Origin of the sequence: Streptomyces sp. DH12, assembly GCF_020873895.1 — a bacterium.
Classification (GTDB): Bacteria; Actinomycetota; Actinomycetes; order Streptomycetales; family Streptomycetaceae; genus Streptomyces.
This window is the reverse complement of the sequence record NZ_JAHWGT010001317.1, coordinates 1-425: the sequence shown is the minus strand read 5'-3', so window position 1 is coordinate 425 and position 425 is coordinate 1. Positions and strand designations below refer to the sequence as shown.

Annotated in this window: 1 protein-coding gene; it reads right to left on the bottom strand. The window is 74.4% G+C overall.

What is annotated here, in order from left to right:
- Window positions 1-425 (bottom strand): class III extradiol ring-cleavage dioxygenase (locus LPA54_RS39865; RefSeq protein WP_228985294.1); only part of this gene is annotated, 425 nt, incomplete at both ends.

Below are 425 nucleotides of genomic sequence, written 5' to 3'. Positions count from 1 at the left end.
CGAACAGCGGGGCGAAGTGCTCGGTGCGCGGGTGGGCGAGCCGGCCGGCCGGGGACTTGCGGGTGAAGTCGAGCAGCGCGTCCACGTCCCGCGCCTGAAGCGCCTCCCTGCCCCACGCGTCGAACTCGGCCGACCAGGCGGGGATGCCGCCCTGGCGCAGCGCGGCGAGGTTGTGGGTGAAGAAGCCGGAACCGAGGATCAGCACGCCCTCGTCGCGCAGCGGCGCGAGGCGGCGGCCGATCTCCATCAGCTTCACGGGGTCGAGGGTCGGCATGGACACCTGGAGGACGGGGATGTCGGCGTCCGGGTACATCTCGACGAGCGGGACGTAGGCGCCGTGGTCCAGGCCCCGGTCGGGGACGTCCTGGACGGGGGTGCCGGGGGCGCGCAGCTGCTTGCGCACGGACTCGGCGAGCTCGGGGGCG